Annotated in this window: 23 protein-coding genes, 1 tRNA gene and 1 pseudogene; 8 read left to right on the top strand and 17 right to left on the bottom strand. The window is 47.2% G+C overall.

Annotation, left to right across the window (positions count from 1 at the left end; genetic code table 11):
* The first annotated feature begins 87 nt into the window (after nucleotides 1-87).
* Nucleotides 88-1407 (top strand): glycosyltransferase, encoded by a 1320-nt coding sequence (locus IPK84_03550; protein QQS15419.1) that lies wholly within the window; start codon nucleotides 88-90, stop codon nucleotides 1405-1407.
* 117 nt (nucleotides 1408-1524) lie between these two features.
* Here the strand turns inward: IPK84_03550 and IPK84_03545 are convergent, their stop codons facing one another.
* On the bottom strand, nucleotides 1525-2496 hold the full coding sequence (locus tag IPK84_03545) for a hypothetical protein (protein ID QQS15418.1): 972 nt from the start codon (nucleotides 2494-2496) through the stop codon (nucleotides 1525-1527).
* A 595-nt stretch (nucleotides 2497-3091) separates the two neighbouring features.
* Between IPK84_03545 and IPK84_03540 the strand changes: the two genes are divergently transcribed.
* A complete protein-coding gene (locus tag IPK84_03540) occupies nucleotides 3092-3406 on the top strand; it encodes a hypothetical protein (GenBank protein QQS15417.1) in 315 nt (104 codons plus the stop codon).
* A gap of 296 nt (nucleotides 3407-3702) precedes the next feature.
* On the opposite strand, the gene IPK84_03535 is transcribed toward IPK84_03540, so the two are convergent.
* The 16 genes and pseudogenes from IPK84_03535 to IPK84_03460 all read right to left on the bottom strand — a co-directional run bounded on the left by IPK84_03535 (nucleotide 3703) and on the right by IPK84_03460 (nucleotide 20239).
* Nucleotides 3703-7761, bottom strand: a complete 4059-nt coding sequence (locus IPK84_03535) for a DUF2341 domain-containing protein (GenBank protein ID QQS15416.1) — start codon at nucleotides 7759-7761, stop codon at nucleotides 3703-3705.
* Nucleotides 7762-8009: 248 nt separating this feature from the next.
* Nucleotides 8010-8441, bottom strand: coding sequence for a hypothetical protein (locus IPK84_03530; protein ID QQS15415.1), 432 nt, complete (start codon nucleotides 8439-8441; stop codon nucleotides 8010-8012).
* 334 nt (nucleotides 8442-8775) lie between these two features.
* The gene (locus IPK84_03525; protein ID QQS15414.1) at nucleotides 8776-9957 is read right to left on the bottom strand and encodes a hypothetical protein; all 1182 of its coding nucleotides are present in this window, start codon (nucleotides 9955-9957) and stop codon (nucleotides 8776-8778) included.
* A gap of 455 nt (nucleotides 9958-10412) precedes the next feature.
* The gene (locus IPK84_03520) at nucleotides 10413-10856 is read right to left on the bottom strand and encodes a hypothetical protein (protein ID QQS15413.1); all 444 of its coding nucleotides are present in this window, start codon (nucleotides 10854-10856) and stop codon (nucleotides 10413-10415) included.
* A 213-nt stretch (nucleotides 10857-11069) separates the two neighbouring features.
* Nucleotides 11070-11960 carry a Fic family protein gene (locus IPK84_03515; GenBank protein ID QQS15412.1) on the bottom strand — a complete coding sequence of 297 codons (891 nt, stop codon included), beginning with the start codon at nucleotides 11958-11960 and terminating at the stop codon, nucleotides 11070-11072.
* Between the two features lie 242 nt (nucleotides 11961-12202).
* Nucleotides 12203-12797 (bottom strand): annotated as a pseudogene (locus tag IPK84_03510) (IS5 family transposase).
* 93 nt (nucleotides 12798-12890) lie between these two features.
* Nucleotides 12891-14060, bottom strand: coding sequence for a Fic family protein (locus IPK84_03505; protein QQS15411.1), 1170 nt, complete (start codon nucleotides 14058-14060; stop codon nucleotides 12891-12893).
* A gap of 325 nt (nucleotides 14061-14385) precedes the next feature.
* Nucleotides 14386-14679, bottom strand: a complete 294-nt coding sequence (locus tag IPK84_03500) for a hypothetical protein (protein ID QQS15410.1) — start codon at nucleotides 14677-14679, stop codon at nucleotides 14386-14388.
* An 840-nt stretch (nucleotides 14680-15519) separates the two neighbouring features.
* Nucleotides 15520-15990: a (d)CMP kinase gene (locus IPK84_03495; protein QQS15409.1), complete on the bottom strand. Its 471-nt coding sequence runs from the start codon at nucleotides 15988-15990 to the stop codon at nucleotides 15520-15522.
* A gap of 11 nt (nucleotides 15991-16001) precedes the next feature.
* A complete protein-coding gene (locus IPK84_03490; GenBank protein ID QQS15408.1) occupies nucleotides 16002-16340 on the bottom strand; it encodes an SDR family oxidoreductase in 339 nt (112 codons plus the stop codon).
* A gap of 48 nt (nucleotides 16341-16388) precedes the next feature.
* Nucleotides 16389-16760, bottom strand: a complete 372-nt coding sequence (locus IPK84_03485) for an SDR family NAD(P)-dependent oxidoreductase (GenBank protein QQS15407.1) — start codon at nucleotides 16758-16760, stop codon at nucleotides 16389-16391.
* A gap of 146 nt (nucleotides 16761-16906) precedes the next feature.
* On the bottom strand, nucleotides 16907-17617 hold the full coding sequence (locus tag IPK84_03480; GenBank protein ID QQS15406.1) for a hypothetical protein: 711 nt from the start codon (nucleotides 17615-17617) through the stop codon (nucleotides 16907-16909).
* A gap of 113 nt (nucleotides 17618-17730) precedes the next feature.
* Nucleotides 17731-17802: transfer RNA gene (locus tag IPK84_03475), tRNA-Asn, on the bottom strand.
* Between the two features lie 116 nt (nucleotides 17803-17918).
* Nucleotides 17919-18179, bottom strand: coding sequence for a HypC/HybG/HupF family hydrogenase formation chaperone (locus IPK84_03470; GenBank protein QQS15405.1), 261 nt, complete (start codon nucleotides 18177-18179; stop codon nucleotides 17919-17921).
* An 81-nt stretch (nucleotides 18180-18260) separates the two neighbouring features.
* Nucleotides 18261-19631: a sigma-70 family RNA polymerase sigma factor gene (locus tag IPK84_03465; GenBank protein ID QQS15404.1), complete on the bottom strand. Its 1371-nt coding sequence runs from the start codon at nucleotides 19629-19631 to the stop codon at nucleotides 18261-18263.
* Nucleotides 19632-19930: 299 nt separating this feature from the next.
* A complete protein-coding gene (locus IPK84_03460) occupies nucleotides 19931-20239 on the bottom strand; it encodes a hypothetical protein (GenBank protein QQS15403.1) in 309 nt (102 codons plus the stop codon).
* Nucleotides 20240-20403: 164 nt separating this feature from the next.
* On the opposite strand from IPK84_03460, the gene IPK84_03455 reads away from it, so the two are divergent.
* The 6 genes from IPK84_03455 (at nucleotide 20404) to IPK84_03430 (ending at nucleotide 25305) form a co-directional block, all read left to right on the top strand.
* Nucleotides 20404-20832 (top strand): Rrf2 family transcriptional regulator, encoded by a 429-nt coding sequence (locus IPK84_03455; protein QQS15402.1) that lies wholly within the window; start codon nucleotides 20404-20406, stop codon nucleotides 20830-20832.
* Nucleotides 20833-20847: 15 nt separating this feature from the next.
* Nucleotides 20848-21591: an ATP-binding cassette domain-containing protein gene (locus IPK84_03450; GenBank protein QQS15401.1), complete on the top strand. Its 744-nt coding sequence runs from the start codon at nucleotides 20848-20850 to the stop codon at nucleotides 21589-21591.
* Between the two features lie 3 nt (nucleotides 21592-21594).
* Nucleotides 21595-23001, top strand: a complete 1407-nt coding sequence (gene sufB, locus IPK84_03445) for a Fe-S cluster assembly protein SufB (protein QQS15400.1) — start codon at nucleotides 21595-21597, stop codon at nucleotides 22999-23001.
* 6 nt (nucleotides 23002-23007) lie between these two features.
* Entirely contained in the window at nucleotides 23008-23616 is a 609-nt protein-coding gene (locus IPK84_03440) for a SufD family Fe-S cluster assembly protein (GenBank protein ID QQS15399.1), read from the top strand.
* Nucleotides 23613-24845, top strand: a complete 1233-nt coding sequence (gene sufS / locus IPK84_03435) for a SufS family cysteine desulfurase (protein ID QQS15398.1) — start codon at nucleotides 23613-23615, stop codon at nucleotides 24843-24845. The genes IPK84_03440 and sufS overlap by 4 nt, the downstream gene beginning before the upstream one ends.
* 100 nt (nucleotides 24846-24945) lie before the next feature.
* The gene (locus tag IPK84_03430) at nucleotides 24946-25305 is read left to right on the top strand and encodes an iron-sulfur cluster assembly scaffold protein (GenBank protein ID QQS15397.1); all 360 of its coding nucleotides are present in this window, start codon (nucleotides 24946-24948) and stop codon (nucleotides 25303-25305) included.
* Nucleotides 25306-25328: the final 23 nt, after the last annotated feature.

Raw genomic sequence — 25328 nt, 5'->3', positions numbered from 1 at the left:
TCCTCCGCCTTGTCCCTCCAGTTACTCCAGTCAAAATGACAGAGAGAAACATTTGTTCGCTTCTTTCTCGGTTGGTATACTCTTCGTATGCCCACACTAAAAACAGTCACTCCGGATTCCTTCACGCAAAGCGCGCTCACGACATATGCCGCCATCAGCCCAGATGACGCGTCCTCTCTCAAGGAGATTACTTCATCACTTGCCGGCAAACGAATACTGCACGTCAGCTCCTCAGCGCAAGGCGGCGGCGTTGCCGAACTTCTCAGAAGCGGTTGCGCATTCGAACGCGCGCTTGGCATTGAGAGTTCCCGGGTCGTTATCGAGGACGCTCACGATTTTTTTGTCATTACCAAGAAAATTCACAATGGTCTTCAGGGTGCAGCCCACATGATTACTCCCACTGAACAAGCAGCCTATCTCGAAATCGCCGCAACGCTCCATGAACGATTTGAAACTATCGCGCGCGACTTTCAACCGAATCTCATAGTCCTTCATGATCCGCAACCGCTTCCGCTCATATCTCAAGCGCGTCAATACGCGCCTGTTATCTCGCGGCTGCATATCGATCTCTCAACCCCTTACAGACCAATTGCCGAATTCCTCATGCCGATGCTTCAACAAACCTCCGGCATCATCCTTTCGAGCGGTAATTATCGCTCAGCAATAGATACATACTCCAAAGATCAGACTGTCATTATCCGCCCCGCCATCGATCCGCTCGCTGAGAAAAATTCCCCCCTCGATAGAGATTCCGCTCAAAACATTCTCGAGAAACACGGTATCGATACGGCACGCCCCATCATTACACAGATATCCCGCTTCGACACATGGAAGGATCCTCTCGGCGCTATCGATACTTATCGCATTGCAAAACAATCCTTGCCAACGCTCCAGCTCATACTCGCCGGATTCATCGAAGCATCCGATGATCCGGAAGCACTCGAGTGGGTTGCCAAGACCACTTCTGCGGCATCGAGAGATCCCGATATCCATATATTTTCGGATCTCTCCCAGCTCATGCATGACACAAGCAATGCCCTCTTCATCAATGCCGTCAATACACTCACCAAGTGCACGCTTCAGATGAGCCGACGCGAAGGCTTTGGACTCACCATCACAGAAGCTATGTGGAAAGCCCGTGTCGTCATCGCCCGCCCCTCTCGCGGAGCCGAACTCCAAATCACCCATGGCGAAAACGGCTACCTCGCCGACACTCCGGAAGCAATCGCGCAGCACGTCGTCGAGACGCTGTCCGACACAGCGAAAGCACAAGTTATCGGTCGTGCCGCGCAAGAATCCGTCCGCACGCACTTTCTCCTCCCCCATTACGTCCGACTCAACTGCCAATGCTATCTGGATATATTATTAGGACGACCTCTTACGAAAATTGAAACACACAACAAGTAAAGTAGTCTTGAGAAAAATTCACAGAGGTCATTCCCACACTAAAAATTCGGTTTTGGCACAGAAAATAAAACACCCTCAAGCCTTGTTAAAGACTTGAGGGTTTTGGGAGTTTCCCTACTATCGTACCACTCCAAGATTTCCGATAGTCTCTATCTTACCATCGTAAACACGGAACACCGTCCAGCGATCATCCGCCTGCCGCTTATCAAGTGAGGTCACATAAGTACCACCACCCAGACCGCAACCACGCGCTTTGCGAATATCATCCATGCTGGCATACACCAACACTTTGAGATTCTCTCCGTCACCCGCATTGCAAACAGTCATCTTCCGTATGGCACCTTCCATGGCAGACGGTCGTACAACATTATCAGGACGCCATTCCGGAGCAACGGGAGTTACAAAAGTTCGAACGAGTTTTCCTTGACGGTCAGTCACCACTTTAAATGCCTCGATCGGTTTTTCATGCAGTCCGGACGCATCATCAAATCGTTCAACCGTCACTGCATAAGTTCCGGGTTTAAGATATCTCCATTCATTGCCGACGACCGGAATCCCCGAGAGAACCCTGCCGTCTTCAGACCGAACTGTTACGCTGTGTCGTCCTCTGATGCAGCGTGCCGATTCCATCCAAGCTTGCCGACGGGCAGCATGAGACATTTGTCGACGGGAAGGCTCCGGCTTGTTTCCGCTCATCACGCTGGCGGCTTCGGCGTCAGTCAAATAATATTCCCGCTCAAGATGTTGAGCGGCAAGTCGTTTCAATCTAATACTCCGATGCAAATCGACAGGACTATCTTTGCCAAGCGACGAAAAGGCGATGACTTCCATCACCCTACCTTCCCGGCCTCGTTCAACCAACGCAATTACCGCCTCATCACCCACCTGTTTCAACAGCGCGAGCCCCTGAAACGATTTCGGAAATAGCCAGAGAATTTGTCCATACTGGTCGAGTACTTTCGCCACCACGAAATCACCCCGAGAAGATACCTGTTTCTTTCGGAGAGTATGGACAACAAATGTCAGCCCATCCTGCTCAAGCACGCTCACCCGACCATAAACATTTGCTGTTTCAAACGTTTGAATCACACGAACAGAAGAAGTATTCACTGTTTATTCTCCGGTCTTTTCAGAAGAAATTGCCTCTCCCGGATACATATCAAGAGAGGACACTTTGCACAAGAAGCGAAGCTACTTATTGTCAACGAGCACGCTATTACTGCCCTAAAATATACCTATTTATAGATATATGTCAAGTTGAGAACATCTGTATACAAACAACGATACAAAACTCAATCGAATCTCCTTTACACACCATTTCATACTATTCAAGATACTCCGCCAAGACGAAGATTGACAGTGACTCGAAATAATGCTACGTTCGCGCAAGTTGTTTTCCTTCAAGAGGAGCGTGACCATGTCACTGTCACCGGCGGAAATATTCAAACAGGCATTTGTTCTCAATCAAGAACATGTCCCCTCGGAATTGGTCTGGCATCATAATTGGAGCGCCCTTTGGCAGATTCGATGGCACCTGATCGATCGAGCGCGTGCAGCAGCGCGGCAAAGAGGTCGGTCATATCGAGGCTTTCGTGTCTGAGCAGCCGCATTTCTAACAAGCACGGAACCAGAAGCGCTTCATGCTCTTGGAAGATCCGGTTACGCCATATACACTGGAGCAAATTTGAAGCTCGAAAGAGACGCGCGGAATACCTGCGCTGAGCAGGAAGTGGTGGCGCAAATTCGTCAGCAAGGACATTTGTTCCCGACAGAGAGAATGCTCGCACTCGTCGTGGCAGGTGAACCGCAAGACGAGCCCGATGGAGAAAGCGGGGTCATGACGTGCACGCTCCATCCCTGCCGGCACTGTCGGCGGCTTCTCCGGGAAATACCGGAGATGAGGCCAGACACTATCATCATTACCGTGAAACTTGAAGTAGATTTCTGGGAAATACACTCCTTCCAAGAAATACTCGAACTTCACGGCATCGCCACATAGAACACTCTGTTTCCACTTAAGCAACTTGGGACAACCTAAAATCAGCACATAGCAAAGCTCTCTTTTCGAGAGCTTTTTATTTTTTAAATCCTATTGCTCGAAAACGCCTTCGCGCGTCCATTTCTGCCAAACGACTTGCTGTTTTTTTAGAGTCTTCAATATGCTCCGAAGCAACTGCTCAATGCTCTTCTTTGACAAAAACAGGAGCCGGGCAACTCCTGTTTTCTCAGTTGTCTTGTTTCAATACAGTAAACCTCTTTAGGGGTATTCATCTTCCCTCTTTGGGCACTCGTATATCAAAACCAACTCAGCGGGTTCCACCAGCGGGCATCCTGCGAATTTTCTGATTCACTATTCGTCTGCGCTGTATCATCTCGCTCATCGGAATGCGAACTTTCTGGCATGCCGGAAGAACCATCACATCCGAATACGAGAGACTGCCCGACGTGCAGTGTCCCTTTGGAAATATCAGGGTATCGCTCCATATTCTCCCGAACAATCAATGGGTAGGCTGTCGCATCTCCATAGACCTGCTTGGCGATAGACCAGAGCGAGTCTCCCGCTTCAACGGAATATGAGCATACATTCGGCGTTCCCGCTCCCAAGTATTCCGGCATTTCCTCAATATTCGGCTCATCCTCTTTCCCTGAGGGGACAGACCCGCCCGTTGGCGCATCTTGAGAGACGCTCTCATATTCGTCTTCAAAGTCCAATTGTTCAAGATCGATTTTCTTGTCCGCTTCCTCCGCTTTGGTCCCCGGATTCACTACTTTGACAGACCTTTTGTTTCCCACTTTTACTTTCAGCAAATCGGTCAAACAAAAGCCTGCCACGATCTTCCGGCTCGATTTTCTCTCCACCCAGAGAGCCTTCTTTCCTCCGATTCGTACCTGTGGATGCTTAGCAAAATCGTGCCCGGTGATGACCAGCCTCACACGCTCCGGGCATGAACTCGATGGCACAAGCACGTTGTAGAGGGAGGCGCTCCATGAGTTTATATCGGCCTTCTTTACCTCTTCCGTGTCATTGTCATTGGAGGCATCCTCGCCGTCCCCCGTCCCACCCTCGCCTATCTCCGATCCAAACACGCCATAGGAAGAGAAATGTGACAACAGGCAGGTGAGCGTATGAGCGGTCGTATCAAGCGTACAGTTTTGTTTTATCCACTCTCCACCGGAGTAGCGGTATATATCCAGCGTCCCCTCCTCAAAAGAATCTTGCACATCGCTCCCGTAGTGCACAACAAACGTGATATCTTTGTCAAAAGCAGTTATCGGCACATCATCCTCAGATACCGCCAAAAGATCGAAAAGATTATCTCCTACCAAGCCCGTCCCCGATGGCTCGGAAGAAACACTGTCCGTGTCGAGCGTATTGATTTGAAAGGTTGCCTCTTTGGGAATCCCACCGGAAGTATAGAAATCACCGGGAATCGTAAGGGACGCCGTTCCTTTTGTGGTATTGGTAGAAACTGTCCCTCCGCTGGTGGGCACAGATTCTTCCCCGCCGTCTTCGATCGCAGAGGTGTCGCACCCAAGGGTGCTAAAAGTGAATATACTCGATGTTGCGGTATTGCTCGCGGCATCATCCGACACCAGGCGCACAAAGTAGCGGGCACACGCATGGAGTGAACCTATGTTCACACTATGACTGCCAACAAGCGAACTGTCTTTGGCAGTGGAAGATCCGAGAGACGATGTCAGTCCATACGATACCTGAGACGTGCTCGCTTCGTCTGTGTTCCATGTGATATCTACCGAGCTGTCCGTTGGCACAGCAGATGCTCCGGATATCGTCGGAGCACCCGAATCAACAAAGAGAGCCGAAACGGAAACATCCGTCGTAATATTCGTATCGGTCCGAGGATTGTCAGTCGCATCATCGCTCCATTTGGAAAACGCGTAACCACTCGACGGGACCACCTCGACAGCGCTGCCATCCGATCCATACGAGACGGTCTGCGTTGCCGACCCACTAAGAGACCCGCCCGTCCCGGCAGCGTACGTGAGCGTGAAAGTATCAGGCGAAAAATTGGCAGTAACAGAAACACTGCTCGCAACATTCGTATCGGTCCGAGGATTGTCAGTCGAGCTGTCGCTCCAGTTTACAAAATGATATCCCGTACTCGGTACCGCCGTTACCGCCGCACCGCTTGATCCTGAAGAGACAATTTGAAATGTCGTCCCGGAAACAGTTCCCCCCGCCCCGGCAGCATATGTGAGCGTTCGTTCGTTTGATGCGAGTAACCGCGGGTATCCGTCATTCGCTCCGCTTTCAATACCCCACACGGAGCCGAAATTCCACCCCGCCCCGGTAAACGTGCCCACAGTCTTCATCTGCGCGATTGTCTTGACGGTTGCGCCCAGAGCGCTTGATTGGTTTGATACTTCGCCGTCAAAAAAGTTAGCATCATTGGTAATGTTTCCTCCGCTAAATCCTCTGTCTGTCGGGTCGGATGTTCCGGCATAATATACGTTCCCCGTACTGTATGAGGTGTGAACCTCCGACTGATCGTCATACCAGCCGCCCATAAAGGCTCCGAGTGTTGCGCTAGTTGCTCCGGAGCTGCGCGTCACATCTCCACGAGCATACGAGTTTCGGATAATGCCGCCATTCATCACGCCTACCAGCCCTCCCGTGTAGGTGGACCCGCCCACCACATCACCCAAACTGAAAGAGCTGAGAATCTGAGACGAATCCGTAGCATCATCCCACATCTGCCCTACCAATCCTCCGTTGCGATATCCTTTTGCTGTCACCGTCACATGTGCCCAAGAGTTTTGGATTTTTGACCGGTAACCCCTTCCCGCAAGACCTCCGGCATTGGTCCAGTCGGTGAGCGAAAGAGCATCGCTGGTCACGCTCCCCGTGGCATAACAACGATCAATGAGCGCTGCATCAAAAAATCCTGCGAGGACACCGATCATGTAGGTTCCTTGTACCGTGGCATTCGTCAGTCCCACATTTTTTACTTCCGCCGTATATGGCGAAGACCCCTTTATATATCCGAACAACCCTCGATAATTTCCGGTTTGATTGATTGAAAGATGGTCAATCACATGGCTGTCTCCGTCGTATGTCCCGCTAAACTGAGCCGTACCGTCGCCGATAGGATGGAAACCATCACCGCCATTCCACGTACTCGTAGCAGAGGCATCGATATCAGCCGTCTGAATAAAATGACTGTTCAAACATGTTCGCACACTCTCAAGCTCATTGAGTGTAGCCACATGGTATGGATCCGCCTCCATTCCCGACCCTCCCGAAAAGTTCCCGGCGATGCACGTTGACACACTCTCCTCGCTCGCCACACTGCTCACGCTCGGCTCCGTTGATACATACTTCCTCACTCTCGCCCAATCCACCCTGGACGACCCCGCACTCGACATCGCATTGCCCAGATACATGTGGTATGAACTCAAACTATTGACACTATCACTCCCCGTCAGTTTTTGGCTGTAGTTGACAAAGAACTTCTGCGAACCGGTCGAAGGCCAAGCAAAAGACCAGATGCCACTCGTGTCCGACCCGAGCGATGTCACTGACACCGACCAACCGGCTGACGCGTTATCCCCCACGATACGATAGCTCGTACCCAGGGCATCGGCAGAGTACTCGCTATACAGATTTCCATTGTCTCCACGCGGCGTAACGCCAGTCGTTTGTCCCATACGATACGTCGCTCCGGACGGCGAAAAGGAATCTACTTTCGTTTCGGACAACGTTGGTATGCTGTATGTATTTACTGAGTCAACCCACACATAGTCAGACGTCGAGGTGCTACTCAACGTCAATTGCGAACTCCCGAGAGAGACAGATCCTCCCGCAGAACTTTGCTTCGCCCACTTCCCCGTATCCAAACTCGCTCCATCGAAATCGTCAAACAGCAAAAATGTATTGTCGCCGCTACTCACATTCGATGCACCCTCATTCCCGTAATAGCAATCGATAGTCTGAGTAGATGACAAGTTATCGGCCACCTTCACCCACACTGTCGCCGTACGATTTGGAGACGATCCCGAGATACTTTCCACCCAAAATGAAAGAGCTGTCGAACCATCATTATCGGTAAAAAAGAGATCGCCCCCCTGACCTTTCCCGGAGGGGAAGTTCGCAGCATTTCCCCCAAGATTAAAATTCGCACCCGATGATCCGGCGCTTTCTCCAATGAGAAGCTTCATCTGAAAATCCGTTCCCGCGCCTGATTGACCTGTGATGGTAATTGCCTTTCGATACTGCCAGTTCGCCAACCATTCAGCTGAAGCGCTTTTAGGAAAGATACAGAGAAAAATGCCCGCCACAAAAACAGGTCCAAATGACCAAAGTAAACGCGCGCTCAACTTTTCTTGACTCATACAATCAAAGAAGTCTGATACTCGATATTATACCATCAGAATCCTCTGAGAGTGTGGACAACGAGAGAAGCGTGATTACGGTACTACAATTACGAACGGATTCATTTATCCTTAAACGGACTGACTCCTCGTGAGAAAATGTTACAAAGTGTTACCCTTGAGTGTTAACTGTACATATGCATGTGGAAAATAAAAAACGACCTCTTTTGGCGGGTCGTGTGCCACTTATATTTGAATTTATAAGGGAGTCAGTCATTCAATGTGAGAGCTCGATAAAGTCTCTCGAGAGTCTGCTGCAACACCTTGTTGTATTCAAGAGCATCCGCATGCTGTTCTCTAGGCAGCACTTCATAAGCAAGTGGTTCGATCATCTCAACATCATCAAACCCTTCCTTAAGGAACGTTGGGGATCGAAGCGTCGGGTACTTGAGACCATCTTTGACGCGCTGTTTATTCTTGCCAACAGCAAGGAAATCCTCTCGAAGAATTAATCTACGATCTTTGAATATACTCTCGCGACCAAAATATACAACTGTCCCATCGGGCAGTTCACAGAAGTACAAAAGATAATTAATTGGTATGCCGTTTGGATTGAAATCGACTAAAGCTTGTTCCGTCTGCACATTTCCCAGCTCAACTTCAGCAAGAACACGTTCGAGCGTTGAGGGTATTTTTTTCATTACACCCGCTCCTTTTGTTGTTAAAGAAGTCGAATTCTACATCAGAAGTACTACCAAGGTCAACCCCGGAATTATAAACCTCGATCCAAGGTACAAAATAGGGAATCATACAAGTCTCTATTTGATCTGCTCTTGGATGGACAGCCTTCGAACGTTTGAGTGGGGGAGGATATTTCCTGATCCAGAAGATACTCTGTTACAGACTCAAAATCTCGTGGCACTCGTTTAATGCCCAAGCGATGGAAGAAGTTCGAACCTCTTTAAAAAAATAAAGCGGCAGACATGCTAGTCTACCGCCTGATAAAGCTCCTTTTAGAAGGATGCTAACGGACTATTACCATTCCCTGGCTATCTGAGCCAACTGTTCCCAACTCTTCCGTTCTATGCTGATGGTGTTTCCCATACCCGATCCTTTTGTGACAGCACCTGGAGCAAGGTAAACAACGCCGGATTGATTCATACCACTTACTTTAAAAGAATCCAGCACTATAACACAGACTGACTGATTCATTCCAGAAACAGCAACAGTCGAAAAGACACCAACAAGTTTTGAATCCATACCGGACAAAGTACCAGCACCCTGACACTTCGCCCGGACAAAAGACTCCGGGTCAAGCGCTGCGCCACGAGTCCGCTGTTCAGCAGCGACACCGCCAATCGTATCACCCTTACCGTTGGTATTGGTAGCAGTAGGAGCCTTCCACGCCAAGCTCACACCCAAGGCCGCGGGATCTTCATCCTCGACCGCCGCGTTGTAATCATCCAAAATACCTTGCCAACGCCGCGGCAGCGGCTGCTGAGAAATTTCCTCAAAGGCTGAGAATGGATCGATGGCGGCTGGGAAGAACCTATGTCGAGTGAATCGCGCCCACAAAATCGCTTTCATGAGGATACGATCAGTCTTCGACCAGTCATTTCCGGATGCATCCAAACCCTCAACCACCGGCTCGCCCGTAAATGGGTTAACCAGGGTCTTCTCGACAACGCCAAGGATGACATGGATGCTCTTGGGACGACGTCCCTGATACAGGCGTTGGGGAGTTGCCCCTGGCTTACCGAGATAGCGAATGTACGCCATTGTCGCGTCGACATCCAGCTTCGTTCCACCAGTGCCAGGAATAGCCCATGAATCCGTCCTAGCCGAAGCAGCAATCACTTCCGGCTTACCTAGCAATGTCGACAACGCATCTGCGTTACTGGTATCAGCGAGCTGTGAGAGAAGTTCGGAAGTTCCCATTTGATCGAACGATTTCGGCAACGATACCTCGACCTTGATGGGCTGCTTCGAAGTAGATTGATCCAAATCTACTGATTGACCGCCAGAACGTCTACCGAACTTTTCTGCCAAAAGCGAGGCTGGACGACCCTTGATGCCTAGTGCCAAAAAGTCATTGACATCAAGGTTAGTCAACTGGCTGACATCAGTGTATTCGTTATCGATCAAGGCAGCAATCGCCACATCGCTCACACCAACTTCGCGCAGAGCTTCTTCAAAGAAAATGGTGCTGTTACTCATTCTGTCTAGTCCTCTGTTAAGTTACTATCGGGTTTTGTCATACCTGGATTTCCAGACTGACAACTCACTATACGACATGAAGTATAAATTGTCAATATAGTTTACCCGGGTATCCCTAGTCAAAACTGCCAGCTAAGCAAAGACCACCTTCCTAGAGGAAAATATCGAGCAAGAGCAGCAATTTCTTAATTTTGTATCCTCTCGAACCAAGTCTTAAAGAAGAAAAGCTCTCCCGAGTACAGAAATCATTTATCTACAGGATAAAAACAAAGATTAATATAAACAAAAAATCTGCCTTGGGGACAAACCATCCAAACTAGCTCCACATGTTGGACGAAGTACGAACCCATGTATTAAGGGGATCAAGCACCGAGTTCAAATCTACATGCTGAGCATTTGAAATTGAAAAGCTCCCGCCGGATAGTTATCCTTTGGGAGCTTCTTCTCAGGGAGAATCAGTCGACAATTCCCTCCAATACAAGGTACTCTATGACCTCCAAGTCTTTTTTGTCGTCGTCGCGTACATACATCCGACCCCAGGCGTCCAGAGGATTGTCTGGGTTGTAGCAGTCCTTCCAGACGAGAACTCTGGCAATCATGATTTTAGGAGGATCCATTTTAGGATTTTTCACCTCGACAAGGATGGGTCCGTTGTCAGTCGCATGCCTTAAAGACTCACTCACATGCACAGAAACTTCAAGGAATGTCCATCCGTGATAATGCGGTGTTTTGAAGTGCACCTGCACGGTCAGGTTGACAATCCAATTTGACCCTTCACGGTTTACAATAGTCCCATGAATGACTACAAATCGGTCTGACCAAATTACATGAAGCGCTTTTGTTGCACTTTCATACAACGATGTGAGTAGATTCGGGAGGGTATATTTTTTAAGTGACATGATTGCAATCCTCTTTCAGGAAGACATTGCGGAAACATCCCAACAATGGTCAGTCATTTCAACTGACCTCTAATAATAGCATACTTTGTTGCTTCTGTCCAGACCGTTTAAATCCTCCTTCGGTAACAAAAACAAAGCTCTATTAAGCCTTGCTTTTACTAGCTCCGAGCTCTCAAAGAAGTTCGAGCCTACTTGAGAAAACAAGTAAATCCTCTACCGGTCTTTTTTGAATTTCTCACCGATCTTCCAAACTCCCTTCTCTCGGAAAGCCGGAATATTCTGTCGACGAGCTGCATTCGAGAGGGCGGGTGACGATTCGCCATGTTTCTTAGCATATTCGGAAAGAGTAATAACGTTCTCTCCTTTCAGGTAGGTGATACGCTTATGCAATGATTCTGTAAGAGCCAGGGAAAACATTTTTTCCATAGTTTTCGAATTCTTTTGATCACGATAATCTGAAAATGCTTTATAATAAATTTCTTTCTCTTTATTTCGAACGATGACCAAAGGAAATCCCAATCGAAGCAGTTGATAACAGACAAGAGCCCGGCCAATCCGACCATTACCATCGCAAAATGGATGAACATTTTCGAAATGTAGATGGAACTTCGCTATTTTATCAAGAAAATATGAATCATGATCGCTTCCGTATTCGGAAAGGATCGAGTCAAGCATCAGATTGATATGCTCCGGAGCCGGAGCGATATATGTTCCCACTCGAACATACTCTCCTTTATTTCGGAAACGCCCCGCAATCTCATCTTTAATGCCTCCAATGAGCATCTGATGCAAGAGTAAAATTACATCCCTATCAATTTCTTTTTCCTGGGACTTTGTACGGATATAGTTGATAACACGAGCGAGATTCTTCGCTTCAAAGACTTCCCGCACAGATACATCTCGCGATACGGCAATATCAAGGAGTATTTTTTCGGTCTCCTGGAGCGTCAGCGTTGAATTCTCAATAGCATTAGAGTTGTAGACACTCTCCGGAATTTCAGCTTCATCAATAAGAGTCAGAAGCGACTCCTTTCCCTTTCTTAAAGCGTCAAATTCTTTCTTTAATTTTTGAATACGATTCCGAATTGGTTTAGTAATGGCCATATTTTTTAGTGAATATTATGTGTTTATTATATTCTATTCACTATATTCTGTCAATTTACAGTTAACAAAATGCATAAGTATCACAATATTCACTGTTTTTTATTGATACGACTGAATCTGCTTGGTAAGAGCATAAAAACAGAGGCTTGTATGAGCCTCTATTTCATCTGCTCCGAGCACTGGACGATGTCAGAACCTGTCTTATAAATAATTAGGCTTACTTAAGACGTCTTAGAACCTGTTTACAATCTTTTCAACAACAATCGATCAAAACTTAAAACCATCATCTGTAAGCTCGAATCCAGTGTCCGTTCGCAATTCTTCCAGAGCCTTCGGCATTTCTCCAGCCAGGAGAAACTTCTCTTTCGATCAGTGACGTTAGCAGTGGTTACCGTGAACGCATGCGGCAATCCGTTGGTGTCAACGAGAATATGTCGCTTGATACCGGAAACTTTTTTTCCTGCATCATAACCTTTTTCTCGAGCCGTATCTGTATTCTTGACACTTTGAGCATCAACGATGCAGAAACTGGTTTTGCATTGTTTGCCATTTTTCATACGTTCTTGTTCGACCAATTTTTTTTAAGACTTGCTCAAGCATACTCTCTGTCTGTTTGTTTTTTCGTTCCTTCCAGACAAGGAAGTGTCGATAGACACTCTGCCATTTTGGATAATCCTTGGGAAGTGCCCTCCATTGGCAACCCGTGACCAGAATGTAGAGCAGAGCGTTGAATACGTCATAGGAATCAAGTGTCTTTGGTTTGGTTCTCTTCCTGGTTGATTCGAGAAATGGTCTGATGTGTTCGAATTGTTCTCGGGTTATGTCGCTTGGATACATGGTTCTTTTGGTTTGAGGATTATGTCCTCAGTGTACCGGAAGATTGTAAACAGGTTCTAATAATAATTCGTTCATAGCAAAAAACTCCGAAACCTATTCAATTGCTTCATTTTTTTCTCTTCGAGCGTCATAAAAAATATCAACATAATCTTTGTAAATATACGACCGTCGATATTTCCGATTCTCATCGCGAATATGCAAAATGCCGAGATCAACGAATCGATCAACCAGCTTTTGCGCCCCGTTCTGACTAAAACCGGTCCATCTGCTCACTGTCACAATATCGATAATTGGCAAGGCAAAGAGTTGCGGGAGTACAACTATAGCGCTCTGCGAGGATCTTTTGTCCAAACCTTGTATCTTCAAAATATCTCGTTCGCGCAGCTTCGTAATTCGATGTACAGTTTCAATTGCTTCCTGTGCCGTTTCCGCTACACCAGTCAAAAAGAATCGCACCCATTCCTCAACCTCACCCGAGTGATACCCTTCAAGTCGAGCATAGTATGTCTTTTGATATCTCTTAAAATACGACGAGAGAAACAGTGTTGGTTTTTCGAGAAGACCAGCTTCATGAAGGTAAAGCGTGGTTATCATGCGACCAGTTCTTCCATTACCGTCTCGAAATGGATGAATGGTCTCGAACTGTCCATGCAACATAGCGGCCTTGGTAAGCGGAAGTAGATTATCATCTTTATGTACGAATTTTTCCCAATCGTCGAGCGCTCGCTGCATTTCGTGTACCGGCGGCGGAACAAATTTCGCATCCTGAGGTTTCGTACCATTGATCCAATTCTGATCATGACGAAACTCACCAGGAACGGCATCATGGGTCGATCGCGCTCCTTGCATCAGCTCCTTATGAATCGATTTCACAAGTCTGCTACTTATTGGAAGTTTACCAAGCATTTCCATGCCCTTGTTAAGTGCATTGATATAGTGAACGATATCGTCGACATCATCAGGAAGGTCAACATCAATCTTAGCCTCCGCTTCCAGGGCATGAATCATGGTAGCACCCGTACCTTCAATCTGGCTTGATGACGTCGCATCTTTCAAGATATACATGAAAATGAAAAAGTCGACATCGGGAAGCAATTGAGTAATTCCATCAAGCTTACTTACTAAATGTTGGGCTTTTGCATCTTGTTTCACTATGTCCGGAGAAAACGAAAATCCGCCCTTTGGAGGGAACTTGTCTGGTATAAATGCCTTATATTCGCCTATACTACCGGTATTTTGTCGAATAAATTTCCCTAAAATCATACCTTTGCAATTTAGTTACATTTTATCTACCCGATACTAACTATAGTACATCTTAGTTATATTCTATGCAAGTAAATATAGCTAAGCTGTAAATCAAAATCATTTTTTGTTTCTCCCAACAAACCAGAAAGCCCTCCACAAAAACAAAAATTAAAGCTTTTTTAAAGCCTCTATTTAGCGCTGCTCCGCCTGGTGGACAAACTTAGAACTCTGGATTTGGGAGAAATTATGAAAGTGTTTCGGAAATTGGAATGGACTTTGACATAAAAAGCAAGAACCCACCGAGGCAGATTCCTGCGGTGGGTAATCAGTTATTGATCATCGCTCACCTGTATGAGGGGGGGGGCAACTGATACCTTTCATCTTTCTCAATTTTCGTAATAGTTTCCCCGTCAGCATCAGCCATTTTCCGAGCTAGTTCGCTAATGGAAGCCTCTGGCATATTAAATACTTCCCTCGCAACACTTGCATTTTCGGAATGGTACACAAGGTGATGCGCATACATGGCACTGTCCATGTCATCCACGAACACCGGATCGAGGCCAAGCTGCGCTATTGCCTGATCCACATACTTTTTGATATCCTCTGCCGGAACAGCGTAGGTTCTTCCGTTTGACATGGTAGACCTCCAACGTAGTGTTGTAAAACAAAAAAACAAATTTATCATCTGTTGTTGAAGTATTTATTGTGCCATAAGCCAAATAAATAGACCTCAAAACAACGTTTTAAAATAGCACATGTTAAAATTTATGTCAATATGTTTTAGTATGCATTCAGAAAAAACAAAAAAGAGGCTAATCTAAGCCTCTTTTTTAAATGGCTCCCTCTAGTGGATGAACTTAGAACTTTTGATTGGGGAAATATTCAGAAAGACTTAAAAGAATTGGAGTGGGTGGTGGTATAGAAAAGCAAAAGACCCAGAACAGCAGTCTTCTGCTTACTTCTGGGTCAGACTATCCCTTTATAAGGACCTTGTAGTAGTCGGCCAACTCCTCCATTGTCATCCGATGGTCATAACGGTCCGTATTGGGACAGAACTCGGGATACACTCGGCCATCCGTATCTCTTGGGCAGTCGTCGCATGTCCCCCAGCGTCCATTTCTGGCAAACTGGAGAAACTTGTCTCTGTCCGTTCGAGACAAATTACAATATTCCGCCATTGCGTTTATCCTCCTAAACAGGTTCGACTCACCACAACGCGTGATGTTTGTCGCGTCTATTTAGGAAGGTCAATGAATAATATATCTTAGCATAATTTCATCTTTGAGTCAATACTCCCAGGCAACAAAAAATGGCTATACTAAGCCATTTTCTGAAGTAAGCTCCGGGTACTGGATGATGTTAGAACCCGTTTGGTTAATCAACCTGGTCTACAAATGACTTTGACCCCTCGAGAACAACATCAGCATAGTTCTTAGGGTTATCCCTCTTCATATACACTTCTTCCTCAGCAAACCACTTATTCCACATTTCCTCGAGCTCCTGCGCTGTTTTCCCAGTGCCAGAATCTCTCTCTACTCCTCTTTGCAAACAAAGGTGTATCTACAAAAAAACCTAGGCTGATGTAATTACGAAATTCCTTTCTCAAAGAGCTCACTCCCTCAAGAATCATAATTTTTGTTACTGGCTGGTCAATAACTGGCTCTGGATGATGATTCTCCCACCACGATGATCGAGGATAACTTAAAGTCCTAGCTCCTTTTTTTATGGGATCAAATACTTTCTCAATGACAAGTGGCCACCAGTTTAGCGGGTTATCCCAGGAGGCAAAATCATCTGTCTGAATAATTTGTGCATCTAACTCTTCTGAAAGCCATTTTGCAAATGTTGATTTTCCAGAACCACCATGACCATCAACTGCAATAAAGATCGTATCCCCAACTTTTGCTTCTTTTTCAGAAAGTAATTTTTCTAATGAAATTTTAGCCATGCCCTTGATTTCTAACGTTCAGCGTGAATTACTTCTCCACTTTTATACTGATTTTGAGTAAGAATCTTTACGACCAGCTTTCCGATTTCTTCTGGGGTAGTTATAAATCCTTTTTTAGAATCCTTCAAAATCATCTCTTTTACTTCTTCTGTCATCCAACCAGTGTCAGTTGGCCCTGGATCGAGCGAATTTATAGAGATTCCGAGATTTTTCAATTCAGGAGCGAGTTGCGGTGCTAGCATCTCTAAAGCTGCCTTCGTAATAGTATAAGGAATTTTATGACCTCCCATACTACCGAGAGACTGGCCTGATGTCATATTGATGATATGTCCAGTCTTTCCTCTTTTCACAAACTCTTTACAGAGCATCGTAACAGCTCTGACATTCACTACATAATGCTAGTCCAATATCTCTGGTGAAAGTTCCGTGAAGTCAACTTCAAAGTCATGGCAAGCATTATTTACGAGAACAGAAGGAGTGCCTAACTTTTTTTCTACTTCCTCAAAGAGCCTCTCTGCAGAGTCAGGTTGAGACAAGTCTACTTCCCTGCTCTTCACTTTTACACCAAGTTGCTCTAAATCAGTACTAAGAGCTTGCATATTGTTTTCACTATCAGGATGAGTTTCCTGATCGTAGGGATGCCAGTAGGTGAAGAAAATATCTGCCCCATTTTTGGCAAGTTCACGACAGATAGCCATACCAATCCCCTCCTTTCTGCCAACACCAGTAACGAGAGCAACTTTAGATTGTAGTGATTTAGAATTTTCCATAGTACTTTTAGTATACCAGGTTAGAACCCCTTGTATCAAAAAAGAGGCTTAACAAAGCCTCAAATTAGCTAGCTCCGAGCCTTGGAGGAAGTTCGAACTTCTTTCATTAATTCATGAGACCCAGATTGGATGATGCCAGAACCTTATTATCTCAACTTAAAACTAGATAGCCTTTCTTTTTGAGATTCCATCTCCCCTCTTAGACGTTTTATTTCTGAGGTTATTTCTACATGTTCCCCCTCTTTGACTCTAAAAATATATTCTTTTTCAATTTGAGAGGGATCTTTATAATTATCCAAATAGAATTCGCCAAAAAGATTTCCATCATCTTTTAGTCTTCCAGTCGAATCAAATCCACATTTGAGACCTGCCTGTAATGTTTCTAAGCTCCTTTGGGATACCAAGTGATACTCTCCAGCTTCATTATCACTATCTATTTCTAAAGCAGTTTCTGCATATTTCAATTTTCCATTTTCATCTTTCTCCATATATTCAAACGGCAGATTTTTTCCAAGTTTAACTTTAATTAAATCGATTTCAGCAATATACAATACATCGCCTTCTTTTTTCTTTTCCTTGAGAAATTTATTTTTTGCATGCTCCAAGTCTTTAGCTAAATATACGGACCATTTTCCAACAGGCATATTATATTCACGGGACATAACGCCCATACCCGATCCATAATGATCTACCATTTTCCATTGATATGCCGCATGATCAGTATCGCTATCCCAATCATTTCCAATTCCAATACCTTTCTTTGCAAGCTCTTCATCCGTAACGGTTCTTGTGTATGGATGAATACTTCTCACAACATAAATTCTTGTATTATTTAATTTTAGAATTTTATCTTCCATGATTTAATTTCCTTTGCAAATAATAAATAAATCATAGCATCTTAAACAAATTGGTTCGAACTCCAGTCCGGGGTAACAAAAAATAAGGCGTGTTTAAGCCTTATTTTCATTTGCTCCGGCGGCAGGATTCGAACCTGCGACCTGGGGATTAACAGTCCCTCGCTCTACCGCTGAGCTACGCCGGAATAGAATTGTGGAAAGCCGTCTGTTTCAGGCGACTCCCACAGTATAGGCAACCAAGCCACCCTTGGCAAGCGACTCGAGAGCCAAAAGAACGTATTTTTAAACCAAGGCGGTGGTTTTACGCCGGCAATGCTTCCTGCACAACTTGCTTCCCATACTCTCCGGAATGAAACTGCCGCGAAAAAGAAAGTATTTCTTTCGCCACCTCAGGAGCATGCCTCTCCCGCGCATAGCCAAAGAAGACTGTCACATAATCTCCGACAGTCACTTCCTCTAGTAGCAACGCCGTAGATACAACTTTCTTTTCTCCTCCAACCATGACAACTGCTTGATCGCCACCAAGGAGAGAAATGACTTCAACCGGGAAGATGCTACACATACCTTGCTCCTTTCCGGAAATATCCGGGGAAAGTTGGGGATGGATTGCACTGAAAGAACAGACTTACTACAGCTAACACTCTTAATAATCTTTGAGCTTCTTTACAATATCATGATCGCGGATTTTTTCGAGTGCTTTGGCCTCGATCTGGCGGATACGTTCGCGCGTCACGCCGAATTCTTGCCCGACTTCTTCGAGCGTATGCACGATGCCGTCTTCGAGTCCGAAGCGAATCTTGAGAATCTTCTGCTCGCGTGGCGAGAGCTCGTCCAAGACTTCGGCAATATGTCCGGAAAGCAGTTTCCGCGCCGCTGACTGGTGCGGCATAATCGTCTCGGTATCTTCGATGAAGTCGCCCAAGACACTCTCATCATCGTCCGACCCGACACTCGTCTCAAGCGAGACGGTTTCTTGAGAAATCTTCTGAATATGCCGGATTTTCTCTACCTCAACGCCCATCTCAACGGCAATTTCCTCGGGAAGCGGCTCTCGACCGAGCTCTTGCACGAGACGGCGAGTCACTTGGGAATACTTATTGATCGTCTCCACCATGTGGACCGGGATGCGAATCGTGCGCGACTGATCAGCAAGCGCACGTGTGATCGCCTGGCGAATCCACCAGGTCGCATAGGTCGAAAATTTGAAACCCTTACGGAAGTCGAACTTCTCAACGGCACGAAAGAGCCCGATATTCCCCTCTTGCACCAAATCAAGCAATGAAAGATTGTGCGAACGCCCGACATACTTCTTGGCAATCGAGACCACCAGACGAAGATTAGCCTCGGTCAGGCGCTGTTTGGCAGACGCATCGCCCGCCTCCATCGCTTTCGCAAGTCGCACTTCTTCTTGTCCGGAGATAAGCGGCACGCGGCCGATCTCTTTGAGATACATCTGTACGAGATCCGACGAATCGCCCGAGCCCTCTTCAGGACGATCAACGCCACCCATGAGACTCGGGGCATCTTTCGTCTTCTTCTTCAACTTTCCTTTCTTATCCGAGAATGACTCGCCGATCTTGTCAGTCTCGAGCTTCAACATGTCGTTTGAGTCCACGACTTTGACGCCACTTGTCTCGAATTTTTCGTAGAGATTTTCGAGATTTTCCAAATCCTGCTCGATATCCGGCAGGATGTGTATGATTTCGTCTTCCGTCACAAAGCCGCGTTGACGTCCGCGAAACAGCAACTCTTCAAACGCATTAGCTCGCTTGCTTTCCCGTTCCTGTTTCTTCACTTCGCGCTCTTGTTTGGTAGGAGTCGGCTTCTTCTCAAGAGCAGCCTTTCGATTTAAAGAAGCCTTTGCTGACACCGGCTTCTTTGCCTTTGCCGGTTTTTGCTTTGGCGATGATTTCTTCGCCGGCTTTTTTGCTGGTCTCGCCACGGATTTCTTTTTTGCGGGGCGCACAACCGCTTTCTTGGTCGATTTCGTTTTCTTGGTCTTGAGACTCTTCATGGATGTTTTCGATGTCTTGGATACTCCCCGAACCGATCGTCGAGCCGACAACAGCACAGACTTCTTCTTATGAGAAGAGGGGGCTGTGCGATTCTTCTTCGACAGAGCCTTTCGAGAAGATGGTTGACGCGCCATAAGATATGAGAAAAAGAAAGAGACTCTATGTATCGTTTCATCCTCTATTCCCGAGCATAAACCAGCTTTATCCTACACGAGAGTAGGAAGAGAGTCAAAAGGAAAAGCCACCCGGAGATGGCTTTTGTTGATTGTAGCTTAACTCACTTCAAGCATCACACCTTTCAGCTACTGTCATTATTAGCTTCTGACTTTCCGACACCGAAGAATATCGGGTATTGCAATCCAATGCCCCAAGCGCTCTGTGCTGCCCGTAACAACTTCAAGCATTCCAGGGGAACACGTTCTTCCCGAAGAGGCATAGGATCATCTGGAAGATTCGCCAGAGAAATCACTACGCTATCATTGCCTACAGAAAGAGCACACGCTTGTAGGTCGTCGCCAATTTTATTCGAAAGAACCAGTCCGAAGCAAATCCCGTAGCGTTGAAAATTGGCGTCGAAGAAATCGCCCTGCTCAAGTTCTACTTTCATCTGAAACCCTCCACAAAACTTTCGACTCGAAAGCACTGAACTTCTATCATAATTCCAATATAGAGTCAATGTTCCATATGCAGATGAACTTGGCATAAAAACCTCCTTGACATATCACTCCTCCTCATCTACACTCAAATTCGGACTAAAAGAGTCCGTTTTCTATGAAAATATCTCGAAAGGCATCGTATGGACTGAGCGCACTTGTCGCTCTTGCTCGGCATCCGGAGGGTTGTTCGGTACACGCTCTTGCTCAAGAAGAACACCTTCCCGAAGACTACCTTGAGAAAATCCTTCAGCATCTGAAGCGAGGTGGCTTTGTCGTGTCCGAAAAAGGTGCGCGAGGTGGATATGCACTTGCCAAGTCTCCGCACAGCATCACCTCGTGGGACATACTCGAAACACTCGATGGCGGCTTTGAAGAAGCCGAGCGCCCCGCATTCTCAGGAATACTCTCTCCATGCCCCGTCATGACTCACTGTCAAACCAAGAGCGTTTGGGAACAGCTCGAAAGTACCGTTCGGAACACGCTTTCCCGGGTCACATTGGCTGATCTCGTACCGCACGAAGCTCGTGCGCAACAGCCCCGTTAATACCTTATTCATACTATGCTGGAAATCAAACACCTCACGGCATCAATAGAAGAGAAAACTATTCTCAATAATATCTCCCTTTCATTTCAAACCGGAAAAACCTACGCCCTTCTCGGACCAAACGGGTCGGGAAAGTCGACACTTGCAAGTGCCGTGCTCGGACACCCGAACATACGGGTACATGACGGATCCGACATCATCTGGAACACCCAATCAATACTCTCACTCTCTCCCGATCGGCGAGCACGACTCGGCATTTTCGGCTCTTTCCAGTCGCCACCTCCTTTGCCAGGCGTTTCTATTTTTGCATTTCTCCGATTCGCCCTTCCGACGGTAAGCGCTCTGGACGCTCGGAAAAAAGTAGGGGAATTCGCAAAAGAACTCGACATCCCCGCTCCGCTTCTGCATCGCGGTCTTCACGACGGATTCTCCGGTGGAGAAAAAAAGAAATTCGAAGCACTGATTTGGGCCATGCTCGCACCAAAGATCGCCTTTTTTGACGAACTCGATACCGGTGTCGATGTCGATGCGCAAAAGATTATCGGCAACTTTCTCAAAACTCATCGGACGCCCGAACAGACATCTGTCTTCATCACACACTCGCCCGCCTTTCTTTCAATCCTTCCTCCGGACAAGACATTTGTCATGAAAAACGGCGGCATATCCCGCACCGGCTATGGATCGCTCGCTCGAAAAATTATCGAAGAAGAAGGATTTGAGAAGAAGGAAGAGGAGAGTGAGATAGAAGATGGGATATAGAATATGGAAGATGCGTCTAAAAAACACGGGCTCGACTTCGACTATTCGTTCGGGTTTTCCATGCCGGAGGTTTCATCGCACAAATCGGGGCGCGGGCTCAACAAGAAAACGGTCGAGGAAATTTCTCGCATCAAAAATGAACCCGAGTGGATGCGAGAATTCCGACTGAAAAGCTACGAGACATTCAAAAAGAAAAAGCTCCCGGCATGGGGTCCGGATCTTTCGGCGATTGATTTCTCCGACATCACCTATTTTCTCAAAGCCACCAAAGACCGGTCTGATTCATGGGAATCACTCCCCGATGAAATCAAAGAGACCTATGACCGGATCGGCGTCCCCGAAGCGGAGAAGAAATTTCTTTCCGGCGTTTCAGCTCAATACGAATCCGAAGTGGTGTACGAGAGCATGAATCGCGAGCTGGAAAAACTCGGGGTCATTTTCTGCGATATGGATACGGCGGTTCGGAAACACCCCAATATCGTTCGGAAATACTTCGGTACGCTTATCCCGCCGCAAGACAACAAGTTTGCCGCGCTCAATTCCGCCGTTTGGTCGGGAGGCTCATTCGTCTATGTCCCGAAGGGGGTCACAGTACAACTCCCTCTTCAGGCATATTTCCGCATCAATGCCGAGCGGTTCGGGCAATTCGAGCGCACACTGATAATCGCCGAGGAAGGAAGCTTCGTACACTACACCGAAGGCTGTACCGCACCCATCTACTCGACGGATTCGCTCCATGCGGCCGTTGTTGAGGTGTTCGTTCACAAAGGCGCGCGTGTCCGCTACACCACCGTGCAAAACTGGAGCAACAACATCTACAACCTCGTCACCAAGCGCGCTCGCGCCGAATCAAACGGGGTTATGGAATGGGTAGACTGTAATATCGGCAGCAAAGTGACCATGAAGTATCCGTCCGTCTATCTCGTCGGCGACGGCGCACACGGCGATATGCTCTCAATCGCACTTGCAAGCAACGCACAGTGCCAAGATGCCGGCAGCAAAATGTACCACCTCGCACCAAACACTACCTCGCGCATCCTCTCCAAATCCCTATCAAAAAACGGTGGACAGACATCCTATCGCGGGCTTGTGCATATCGGAAAGAACGCGCGCCGGGCAAAAACAAGCGTCACGTGTGACGCCATGATGCTCGACGCATCAAGTAGGAGCGATACCTACCCGACCATGACCATCGATCGAAGCGATGCCACCGTGGAGCACGAGGCCACTGTAGAAAAAATCGGCGAAGAGAAACTCTTCTCTCTGGAGTCGCGCGGGATTGCACGAAGCGACGCTGAAGGGCTCCTCGTGAACGGCTTCATCGAACCGATCGCCAGAGAGATTCCTCTCGAGTATTCCATCGAGCTCAATCGTCTCATACATTTCGAGATGACCAAGAAAGTCGGCTAACATGCTATGCAATTCTTCAATCTCAACCATACGCCAGCCAAAGAGATTGTTCTCCGCCTCGAACCGAGAGTCTTTTTCCTGTGGAACGAATCGCGTCAGATAGAATTCTCTCTGGCACGTTCCGGCGCTGTCGCCCATATCTTCGCGCTTTTTATCGGAAACCGTTCCGATTCATTCAACCTGTCAGTTATCCAACACCACACAAAACCGGACACGCAATCACATCTTACCGTTCTCAGTATTCTCGACGGGCAGGCGCGACTCTCCTATAGCGGACTCATCCGTATCGAGCGCGAAGCGATTCGTACCGATGCATCACAAACGAACCGCAATATTCTCCTCTCCGAAGACGCGCGGGCCAGCTCTTCTCCTCAGCTCGAAATTCTCGCCGACGACGTATCCGCGCGACATGCGTCCGCAACCGGGACAACACAGCCCGAGTCACTGTTTTTCCTTGAAACACGCGGCATCAAACTACCGGGTGCTAGGCAGCTTCTTGCAGAGGGTGCCGTTCGGAGTTTCTTCGACCACATGCGCGCATACACCGATGATGCGGAAGTAGATGCTTTGGAGCAGGCAGCATTTCGGCAATTGACCCTTCATTCACGTTCATGATTCATCCGGAAACAATTCGAAAAGATTTCCCCGTATTCACGAATCAGCCCGATCTGATCTATCTCGACTCAGCAGCCACATCATTGAAGCCACGGGTTGTCATCGAAAAAGAACGCGAGTACCTCGAAGAATACCCCGCAAACATATCTCGCGGACTCTACGGACTTTCAAATCGTGCCACGCAAGAGTATGAAGCAACGCGAGATGCAGTCGCGCAATGGATCGGTGCCGAGAGGAAAGAAATCGTCTTCACCAAAGGAACCACCGAATCCATAAATCTCCTTGCAGCGACGCTCGGCAACACAATCTCAAGAAACAGCTCCATTGTTGTCACTGGCATGGATCACCATGCAAACTTTCTCCCCTGGCAAGCACTCGCACAGAGAACAGGCGCATCATTCCGCGTCGTACCGGTTTCGCAATTGGGAGAGATCGATATGGCAACGCTCTCATCCTATATCGATACGGCCACAAAAATCTTCGCGTTTCCGCATATCTCAAACGTATTGGGATCCATCTCGCCGGTCAAAGAGTTGGCAGATGCTGTCCACGCACTCGCACCCGAGGCAAAAATCGTACTTGATGCCGCGCAAGCCGCTCCGCACATGGCTCTCGATGCACGAACGCTCGGCGTAGATTTTCTCGCCTTCTCCGCACACAAATGTTTCGGTCCGACCGGTGTCGGCATTCTCTGGGGAAAATATTCTCTCCTCAATACGCTTCCACCCTTTCAATATGGCGGCGATATGGTGGAAAACGCTCGAATCGAAAGGTCAACTTTCAAAGAAGCGCCCCATCGATTCGAAGCCGGCACACCAAATATCTCCGGTGTCATCGCATTTCGCGCCGCCATCGAATACATGCAATCTCTCGATAGAGAAGGGGTTCGAAAGCATGAACACGTACTTACCGAATACGCCCTACACACACTCCGATCAACATTTCCGGATATCCGCATCCTCGGTCCGGACGAGAATATGGAACGCGGAAGCCTCATCTCGTTTTCGCTTCCCGACATTCATCCGCACGACCTCGCCGAATCGCTAGCCACAGAAAACATATGCATCCGTGCCGGAGCCCACTGCGCGCATCCGATCCATTCGATGCTGGGGATTCCGGCAACCGCACGCATGAGCTTCTCGATATACAATTCGAAAGAGGATATCGATCGGGCTATAGCGGGAATAGAGAAAGCTCAACATTTCTATCGCCACCCTGAAAGAATGTAAAATTAGATACACTCAGAAAGTAGCAGACTTCAAGCAGTTCAAGCAGACAGCGCACACATTCCATTTCACGAGAATAACAAGACCAGTCCATCCATTTATTATGAGCTCAAACGATCTCATTCTTGATCACTATCATCACCCGAGAAACTCCGGAAGTCTTCAGCACGCAACACATCACGCTGAGACCAGCAATCTCTCTTGCGGCGATTCGCTCGCCATGGACATCATCATAAAAGACGATATAATAGAGGAAATCGGATGGACAGGAAACGGCTGTGCCCTCTCACAAGCAAGCGCCTCAGTCATCTCGGAGTTTATAATGGGAAAATCAGTAAGTGACATGGAAAGCCTTTCAAAGGAAACCGTTCTTTCGTTTCTCGGCATCGAGACACTCTCCCCTACCCGCCTTCGTTGCGCCCTCCTCTCACTCGAAACCATAAAGAAAACTCTTGAAAAATAAAAAGATCTACTCCTCTAAAGCAG

The sequence above is a fragment of the Candidatus Moraniibacteriota bacterium genome (genome assembly GCA_016699875.1).
Taxonomy (GTDB): Bacteria; Patescibacteriota; Minisyncoccia; order Moranbacterales; family UBA1568.
This window is presented reverse-complemented; position numbering and strand designations above follow the sequence as displayed.